5 protein-coding genes are annotated in these 9,834 nt (G+C 52.8%); all 5 read left to right on the plus strand.

The genetic code is table 11. The features are described 5' to 3' along the window. The first annotated feature begins 7 nt into the window (after nt 1-7). A complete protein-coding gene (locus tag AWJ19_RS19610; RefSeq protein ID WP_068726320.1) occupies nt 8-820 on the plus strand; it encodes a hypothetical protein in 813 nt (270 codons plus the stop codon). 72 nt (nt 821-892) lie between these two features. Continuing rightward, on the plus strand, nt 893-1,348 hold the full coding sequence (locus tag AWJ19_RS19615) for a GNAT family N-acetyltransferase (RefSeq protein ID WP_068726322.1): 456 nt from the start codon (nt 893-895) through the stop codon (nt 1,346-1,348). A gap of 101 nt (nt 1,349-1,449) precedes the next feature. Continuing rightward, entirely contained in the window at nt 1,450-2,616 is a 1,167-nt protein-coding gene (locus AWJ19_RS19620; protein ID WP_241781813.1) for a small-conductance mechanosensitive channel, read from the plus strand. 13 nt (nt 2,617-2,629) lie between these two features. Then, entirely contained in the window at nt 2,630-8,059 is a 5,430-nt protein-coding gene (locus AWJ19_RS19625; protein WP_068726326.1) for a diguanylate cyclase, read from the plus strand. A gap of 114 nt (nt 8,060-8,173) precedes the next feature. Next, complete coding sequence (locus AWJ19_RS19630; RefSeq protein WP_068726328.1) at nt 8,174-9,640, plus strand: amino acid permease; 1,467 nt, start codon at nt 8,174-8,176, stop codon at nt 9,638-9,640. Nucleotides 9,641-9,834: the final 194 nt, after the last annotated feature.

Consider the following 9,834-nt stretch of genomic DNA (forward strand, 5'->3'; position numbering starts at 1 on the left):
GGACAACATGATTATTTACGGCTGTGATTTCAGCGGAGCGAAGAACCCGGAAGGCAAAATATTCGTAGCCTCGGGCCGGCTTGACGGTGATAGCTTAACCGTGGAAGAGGTATCCAGCTGTGAGGACAGACTGGACTTATACTATCTTATCAGGAACAGCAGAGCCCCGTGGGGCGTAGATTTTCCATTCTCCATTCCGGAGTATTATCTCGGGCAGCAATATGATTCCTCATGGGACAAGTTCATCCAGGGAGCTTATGAGGATAGCAGAGAACAGTTCAAGCAGCGGTTCGGCCAGATTCACAGCGGCAAAAACAGCCGGGATCTCCGGGTGACAGACATCGCTGTGGATGCCAAAAGCCCGGTATCCTCTACACCTATTGCAATGCATGCCATGCTCTATGGGGCGCGGCGGCTGCTGCACAATCTGCAGGGAGAAGCAGCGGTCTACCCGTTTCAGCCGTACCGGGCCGAGGTTCCACGGTTGTATGAAATTTATCCCGGCCACGGCTGGAAGGCATTAAAGCTCAAGAGCAGCGCACCGGATGTGCTCCGCGATCTTTCAGCCAGCTTCAAAGCGCAGGTGGACAGCGGATTTGAGGTTACCATCAGCCCGGCAGCTGCTGCTGCAGCAGTGGATGCCCGCGGACAAGCCAATCTGCATGCCAGAGATGCCGTGATGGCCTGTATTCAGATGGCTTATTGTCTGCGTCAATACAAGCTGGAGAGCAATGAAGAAGAGTGCAGGCCGGCATTCGCCTCCCAGGAAGAATGGGAGATGCGCATGCTTGAAGGACTGGTTGTGCGGATGTTTCCCTGAAAGACTCTGATACAATATACTCTTCATAAGACAGGAGTACTGAATCTGCACTACAGTAAAGGAGATGCTTGTTTGCCGGACATTACTCAGCTCGTTCCCGGTGAGGAATCCGAAATTATTACCTTAATCCGGGAGACCTTTGATACTCATATCTCGCAGTACTATTCGGCAGAGGGTATTAACACGTTTTATAGAATCATCACACCCCAGGCCATCAGGGAACGCTTGAACAGCGGCAGTGTCATTTATCTTGCCAGAACCAGTGGTACACCGGCTGGCGTAATCGAAGTGTATAATAACAGTCATATTTTCCTGTTGTTCATAAGTAATGAAGCGAAAGGTACCGGCGTCGGGAAAATACTGCTTGGTTATGTAAAAGACAGGCTTGCACAGCTGGGAGCAGAGAGGCTTACCGTGAATTCATCGCCTAACTCTGTAGGCTTCTATCAGTCCCAGGGCTTCCTCCCGCTTGCAGGAGAAGAAGAAGTTCACGGAATCAGGTCTGTAAAAATGCAACTTTTGTTCTAGGTCTCGGGGGAAATAAGCAGGAATAATCTGGAGCCGTAGCGAATAGATAGCGGGTCAACAAAATTCGACTTTTAGACTACATATATTAGAGGGGTATGGTCGTGAAAAAAGGGCAGAAAACACTTTTCTTGATTGCAACGTTTATTATGATTTTTTTGCTGCCGCTGCTTGGCAGTCTGGCCAAGTGGAAGGGCTTGCCTCCCGGTTACGGGGAATTTCCTGCGCAAAAAGTAGAAGCTGATCCCGGGTTCAGCCTGCTGTATTTCACCCTCGCCTGTATCGTAGCCGTTGTTATAACGCTGGTGCTTGTGTTTCCCCGGATGTTCGGCTTCAAAAAAGTCCCGCCGGCACCGCAGCCCCGGGCAGGCAGCACCGCTTATCCCGTGTGGTTCTGGTGGAGTTTACCCGTGCTTGCGCTCAGCTGGTTCCTTATGTGGGCGCGTCTGGACCTGCTTGAGCCGCTCGAGAATTACACCTTTGTCCCGTTGTGGTGGTCCTTCATTCTGATCCTGGACGGAGTTGTATATAAGCGGACGGGCGGTCATTCAATCCTCTCCCGCAAGCCTCATCTGATGCAGCTGCTGGCCGTAGTTTCCTGCTTCAGCTGGTTTGCGTTTGAATATCTGAACTTTTTTGTTGCAGAGAACTGGTATTACCCCAATGAGGACGTATTCTCCAACTTCGGCAATGTCTTCTGGTTTTCTTTATCGTATACAACTGTGCTTCCGGCGATAGTGGAATGGTATCTGCTGCTGTGCACCTTCAAAGGATTCAAGGAGCGTTACAGCAACGGGCCTAAATTTAACGTATCCCGAACTTTTTTGATCCTTTATTTTGTGATCGGGTTATTTCTGGCGTTCGGTATGGGTTATTATCCTTATCTGCTCTTTTGGGTGCTGTGGGTCGCCCTTGTGCCGATGCTTTCGGCTGCAATGGCGCTCTGCGGCTACTGGACGCCGTTCAGCCCGGTTAAGAACGGTGACTGGTCACAAATTATCCTGATTGCGCTTGCCACCTTGTGCAACGGGTTCTTCTGGGAGTTTTGGAATTTTGGCAGTGAATGGTTCCATGATTCCGTGCCAACCAATCCGAATTATTGGAAGTATTCCGTCCCGTATCTGGACAAAATTCATATTTTTTCTGAGATGCCGATTCTTGGCTATTACGGATATCTCTTCTTTGGGGTAAACTGCTGGATTGTGTGGCTGATTGCTGCCTACGTATTCAAATTTGATGCTGATTTCGAATTAAAGGGAAAGAATCGCTAAAGGTGGAGTGGGCATGATTGCGTTGGACAACTATCAGGTTCTGGAAACCATTTCAGATCAGTATGCGAAAGCGGTATACAGATGCAGGGATGCGTTAACCGGGGATACAGTCATTTTAAAAGTATTAAAATCCGAATTTACCGGCCCCGAAGCCGTAATGCGGTTCAAACAGGAGTACAGGCTGCTCAAGGAGCTCAGCGCACAGATTGAAGGGGTAATAAAGCCCCATAAGCTTGAAGAGAAGAACGGTTATTATACGATGGTGCTGGAGGATATCCGCGGACGCTCCCTGAAAGAGATCACGGAGTCCGATCCTCTTGATACGGCAACCATTTTGAGGCTGGCTATCAAGATTGTGGATATTCTCGGTGCCGTGCATGAGCATAACGTTATTCACAAGGACATTAAGCCCTCCAATATAATCTGGAACAGGGAGCGGGACGTGGTGCAGCTGATCGACTTCGATCTGGCCGTCAAGCTGCCAAAGGAGAAGCAGGAGTTCCAGAACAGCGGGGTGCTCGAAGGCAGCATCCAGTATATTTCGCCCGAACAGACCGGACGGATGAACCGTAATATCGATTACCGGAGTGATTTTTATTCACTGGGTGTGGTGCTCTATGAGCTTATGACCGGAAGCAGACCATATGCTGCGCAGGAAATGCTCGAACAGATTTACTCCATTATCGCCAAGGAAGCCGTCCCGCCCAGCCAGCTGGCCGGAGGCAGGGTATCATCCGAGCTGTCGGATATTATCATGAAGCTGATGGAGAAGTCTTCTGAGCAGAGATACCGGAGTGCTTACGGGATAAAATCAGATTTAAAAAAAGTGCTGGCCGGCGAGGCCGGCTTTGCCATTGGAGCGGATGACCGGCATAACGTGTTCCGGATTCCGCAAAAAATATACGGCCGCGATGCAGAGCTGGCCCGGTTGACGGCGGCCTTCCGCCAGAGCGTTAGCGGGCAGCCGCAGCTGATGCTGGTCACCGGGGAAGCCGGTGTGGGGAAGACGGCGCTGGTACATGAGCTGCACCAGCCGATCAGTCAGGAAAAGGGCCTGTTCGCCGAAGGTAAGTTTGACCAGTATAACCGGAATATCCCGTACAGCGCGATTATTCAGGCTTTCCGCCGGCTGATCAGCCAGCTGCTGGATACTCCTGACGGGGAATACAAGCGCCGGATAGCACAGTCCCTGAACGATAAGCTGGACGGCAACGGCAGCCTGATCACCGGACTGATTCCGGAGCTGGGCGAGTGGATAGGGATACAGACTGAAATGGAGCCGCTAAATCCCGCTGAGGAGACGAACCGGTTCTTTTTAACCTTTGCCAAGTTTATAGAAGGCATTACCTTCAATGAACAGCCGCTGGTGCTGTTCCTGGACGATCTGCAATGGGCGGATTTCTCCAGCCTGCAGCTTGTCGAGCGGCTGCTGCTGGATCATCAGCTGCGCAGACTGTTCATTGTCTGCTCCTACAGGTCAAATGAGATCCATGAAGGTCACCCTTTGTTTGCTTCTGTTGCCAAGATTGAAAAAAGCCGGGAGGTCGGCATAATCAGGCTGGAGCCATTGACGGTCCTTGATGTGAACCAGCTCATTTCGGATACCCTGTACAGTCCCCGCGAGCGCGTGGATATGCTGGCCGAAGTGATCTATAAACGGACCAAGGGCAATTCATTTTTTGTCAGTGAACTGCTCAAGGATTTGTACCGCAGCGGTTATTTATATTTCGATGAGCTGCAGGGAAGCTGGAGCTGGCGGCTGGAGCAGATCCTGAGCATGCCGGTCAATGAGAATATTGTTGAGTTCCTGATGATCAAGCTGAACAGTCTGCCGGAGGAGACCCGCACAACGCTGATGCTGTGCGCGGCAGCAGGCAGCAGGTTCGACCTTAGCGTGCTGAAGCTGATCAGCGGGGAGCCGCGAAGCCGGATTGTCAGAGCAATTGCCGCAGCCGTTGACGATGAACTGATTGTACCGTCCGATGCCGGTTATGCCATGTTTTCCGGTTATCTGGACGAGACCGAAACCGATACGGAACCGCTGCAGGATATCAAAATTTCATTCCGGTTTGCCCATGACCGGATTCAGCAGGCCTTTTACCAGATGATTGATGAGCGGGAGAGTAAAGAGTTGCACCTAAGAATCGGGCGGGTGCTGCTTGCTAATCTGCCTCCGGAGGAAGCTGAGGAGCTGATCGTCGATATTGCCGCCCATATGAACAAAGGGATGGAGCTCATCAGCAGCCGGGCGGAAATGAACGAGGTGATCCGGCTTAATCTGCGGGCAGCCCGCAAGGCAAAGGCAGCCTTCGGTTACGACTCCGCATATGCACTGCTGGAAGCGGCTTTGCCGCAGCTGCCGGACAACGCCTGGGAGGATAACGAGCTTCCGGCAGCGGAGATTTACCGGCTGCTGGCCCAATGCGGGTATCTTACTCATCATATTAATGAAGCGGATGCTGCATGCGCGGTATTGCTGAAGTATACAGCCGGAAAAATGGACCGCGCCGGGATTTACGAGCTGCAGGCTGACCATTATATGTATCTCGGGATGATGAAGGAAGCAATCGCTGCCGGGAGACAGGGCCTGCACCAGATGGGCATCCACATCCCTCAGCGTGTGGGGATGGCTTCCGTGCTCAAAGAGCTGGTAAAGGTCAAGGCCGCACTCCGGGGCAGAACAGCCGATGATATCCTTGCCTCCGGCGAAATGAAGGACCCGGAAATGCTGCTGGTCATGAGACTGCTGATTAATTTCATCCCGCCGGCCTTCATCTCCGGCGAGACTTCGCTATTTGGCCTGGCAGTACTCAAGAAGGTCGGGCTGACGCTGAAATACGGCAATTCCCCTGAATCGGCATTAGCCTTTATAGGTTATTCCATGCTGCTGTCCGGTTTCGGTGATGTGAAGGGAGCGTTCGAATTCGGCCGGCTTGGCATCAGAATCAATGACAAGTTCAATGACCTGCAGTGGCGGGGCGCGGCGCATGTCCTGTACACACTGTTCAGCCACGCCTGGACAGAGCCCTGGGACACTCTGCAGGACTGGTTCACCACCTCGATTGAAGCCAGTCTGCGGACTGGAGATCTGCTCTACCTGGCCCATTCCTGCTTCTATGTAAATCTGTGGAATCCGGAGATGGATCTGGCTACGAACCTGCAGGAGAGCAGCCGGATGATTGCCATGATTGAGAGCACCAAATATAAGGAGTCGCTGGCGACCGCACTGCTGGTCAGGCAGTATTACCGCAATCTGCTGGGGGAAATGGGCGATAACCGTTCGTTAAGCGACGCCTCTTTTGATGAAGAGAGCATGCTGAGGGATCTGGAACAGGCTAAATACAATTCCGGTATTGCGATTTATTATATCTACAAAATGAAGCTTTTGTTCACCTATGAAAGCCACCAGGAAGCTTTAGTGTACATCGACAAAGCTTATAATATTATCGGGGCGCTTTCCGGCTCTGCTTTTATGGAGGAATTCTCCCTTTATACCTTTTTGAATCTGTCTTACAGCTATCCTAACCTGCGCGGAGGGGAGCGGAGTAAAGCAAGAAGAAGAATGAAGAAGGAGCTGGGCAGGGTCCGTAAATGGGCCAGGCATGCACCCGGTACCTTCAGGCAGCATGAAATGCTGATGAAGGCGGAATGGGCCCGGATCTCGGGCCGGGATGATGAAGCAGGGAAGTATTATGATCTGGCGATTGAGGCCAGTGAGCAGGGGACGTTCGTCAGGTATAAGGCGCTTGCCTATGAGCTTGCGGCTAAATTTTATTACACCAAGCAATTTAACGAGTTTGCCGCTTATCTGCTCAGACAATCCGTTTATTATTATTCAGTGTGGGGTGCCAAGGCCAAAATTCAGTTCCTCAAGGAGCGGTATCCTGATATCATCCGCAAAATTAACACCAAAGAGTTTCTGCATGGACGGACGTTGTCGGATTATACTGAAAGCATCGATCTTGATTCTATGATCATGGCTTCCCAAGCAATATCCAAGGAAATTGAGCTGGACAACCTGCTGGAGGCGCTAATGCAGATCGTCATCAAGAATGCCGGGGCACAACGCGGCTGCATCCGAATGACCGGCGGCTCAGTTCTGCTGGTAGAGGGCGAATATCTGGCGGATGAGGATAGAATTTCTGTCGGAATCCAAAACCGGAAGAGCTTTAACAATCTGCCCGATTCCATCCTGCGCCAGGTTGAGGAGAGCGGCGAGACGCTGATTTACAATGACGCTTTTTCAGAAACGCAGTTCGTTAATGATCCGTATATCGTGAGGCACCGCCCCAAATCTATGGTCTGTATGCCGCTTATCAACCAGAACAAGACGGTTGCCGTCATTTATCTGGAGAATAATCTGCTTACCGGCGCATTCACCAAGGAACGGATGAAGATCATCAACCTGCTGTCCCGGGAAATGGTGTTCTCACTGGAGAATGCCAGCCTATACTCAGAGCTGGAGCGTTCAGAGGAAAAATACCGCGAGCTGGTTAACAATATGCAGGACGGAATCTTCATTACACAGAACTTCATATGTAAATACGTCAATGATGCGCTAGCCGGGATGCTCGGCTATGAGGTGGAGGAGATGCTGGAGCAGCCGTTTGAGAACTTCCTCAGTCCGCCGGAGCGGGAAAAGGTTATGCATTATTATAACCGGAGGGTGGAGGGCAAACCTGCGCCCTTCGAGTATGAGACCCGGCTGTTGCATAAAGACGGGGTTCGGGAAGTTATCGTCATTCACAAGGTTACATTGATCAATTATATGAATAACATGGCGATTCAGGGAACGGTAAAAGATATCACCCAGCGCAAACAGGCGGAGGAAGAGCTGCTGCGGCACAAGGAGCATCTGGAGGAGCTGGTTGCCGAACGGACAAAAGAGCTGGAGCTGAACAACGAGGAGCTCAACCGGTATATCGGGATGATCGAGCAAATTTCCAATACGGACGAGCTGACCGGCCTGTATAACCGCAGATATTTCAACAAGGTTTTTGCAGAGGAAGTTGAAAAGGCAACGGTTACGCAAAAATATCTGACCTACCTGATGCTCGACATCGATTATTTCAAAAAATATAACGATACCTACGGCCATTATGAAGGCGATAAGGTGCTGCGTAGAGTGGGCGGTTTGCTCCTGCAGCTTGCGCAGCGGGCTGACGGCTTTGCTATCCGGCTTGGGGGTGAAGAGTTCGGTATTATACTCACCGGCTTCACTCCTGTGCAGTCCCGGGAATATGCGGAGACCATCCGCCGCAGCATCACCGATTTAAAAATACCGCACGCCTTGAGTCCGCAGTTCGGCATTGTGACCGTTTCGATCGGTATCGCGTGTGTCCAGGTAGGCGATGCCGGGGAAGAGGATATTTACAAGCTGGCTGACGATGCCCTGTACCAGTCCAAGGCCGAAGGCCGAAACCGCGTAACGCTGTTCCAGTAATATACCGAACCCTCCGGTGCTTTTATGCCGGAGGGTTTGCTGTGCCGGCAGCCCTGTGTGTAAAATTCCCGGTCTTTGTAAATACTTTCCCTAAAAGACCGGGAGGCTTACATTATGAAACAAGGGGAAAAGGGGTTATCGGTATGGCATCTGACGATGCTTGCACTCGGGACGGTGGTCGGGGGTTCCTTTTTCCTCGGCACATCGGTGGCCATTCGTGCTGCAGGGCCGTCTGTTATACTGGCCTATGTCATTGGCGGGATTCTGGTTTACTTCATTCTCTCGGCCTTATCGGAAATGACGGTAGCGAGTCCAGCAGCCGGCTCGTTCCGGACATATACTGAACAAGCATTTGGCAAGGGCGCAGGATTTACCGTAGGCTGGGTATACTGGACAGGCCTCGTACTGGCGATGTCCAGTGAAGCGACAGCAGCATCTATTCTCCTGCGCGGCTGGTTACCGCGTCTTCCTCTGGGACTGCTCGGTGCTGCAATTATTATTGCTGTTACCCTGTTGAATCTGCTGGGGGCAGCTCGGCTAAGCAAGCTTGAGAGCGGGCTTGCAGCTTTTAAGCTGCTGGCCATTGCCGGCTTTATCCTGATTGCTGTGAGCATTGCAGCAGGGTTATGGTCAGGGGGCCAGCAGAACGCAGGTTTACAGGTTCTGCAAAGCCAGACCTGGATGCCTGGGGGCCTTGCCGGGATCGCCGGGAGTATGCTGATGGTTATGTTCACCTATGCCGGATTTGAAGTACTCGGGCTTGCAGCTTCGGAAGCAGGCAATCCGGGCGTGACGATTCCCAAGGCGATCCGCTACACCCTTGTGCTGCTGGTCGGCTTGTACATCTCAGCCATAGTAGCCCTGTTTCTGCTGCTGCCTGCAGCCGCTGTCTCCGAGCAGGTCAGCCCGTTCGTGACAGCACTGAGCCGCTTCGGTCTAGGCTGGGCAGGCAATGTAATGAATGTTGTCCTGGTATCCGCTATCCTGTCTACCATGCTGGCTTCGGTCTTTGGCCTGGGCCGGATGCTGCGGTCACTGGCAGAGGAGGGACACACTCCGGCCTGGATGCGTGACCGGACGGATATCCCTTACCGCGGTATTCTGATCTCCGGCGGAGCGATGCTCGCCGGCCTTGCGCTGGGGATGCTGCTCCCGCAGGGCGTCTACCTGTTTCTCGTCAGCTCAGGGGGATTCTCCCTGCTGTTCTCTTATCTTATCATTATGGCCAGCCATTACCGGCTGCGCAGACGCCATGGCAGTCCGCTTACCGCGCGGCACGGCTTACGCGGCTATCCGTACACGTCATGGCTTGCGATCGCAGGTCTGCTTGCCATCCTGGCAAGCATGCCTCTGATCCCCGGTCAAGGCGGCGGTCTGGCAGCCGGCTTCACACTGGTTGTGTTCTTCGCTGCGGTTTATGCTGCAGGCAGGCTGCGCCGCAGGGCCGGCGGGCACGGCGAGGTTCTCAGTGGAGCCGGCCGGCATGGTAAGGTGCAAGGGCCGCAGCTGCTTGTGCCCGCTGGCCGGGCACAGATGGAGGCCGGGGAGGAGCCCGGGAGGAGCAGCGGGGACGGCGAGTGAGCGGGGGCTGGACTGGAGCCAAGCGGCCAAGCGGCCCAATGAGCGAAATGAAGGGCAAAAATGCCCTAGATTTCGGGCCGAGCGGCCTAACGAGCGAAATGAAGGGCAAAAATGCCCTAGATTTCGGGCCCAAGCGGCCCAATGAGCCAAATCAAGGGCAAAAATGCCCTTGATTTCAGGCCGAGCGGCCCAAT

The organism is Paenibacillus sp. DMB5, from assembly GCF_001517085.1.
Taxonomy (GTDB): domain Bacteria; phylum Bacillota; class Bacilli; order Paenibacillales; family Paenibacillaceae; genus Paenibacillus_AQ.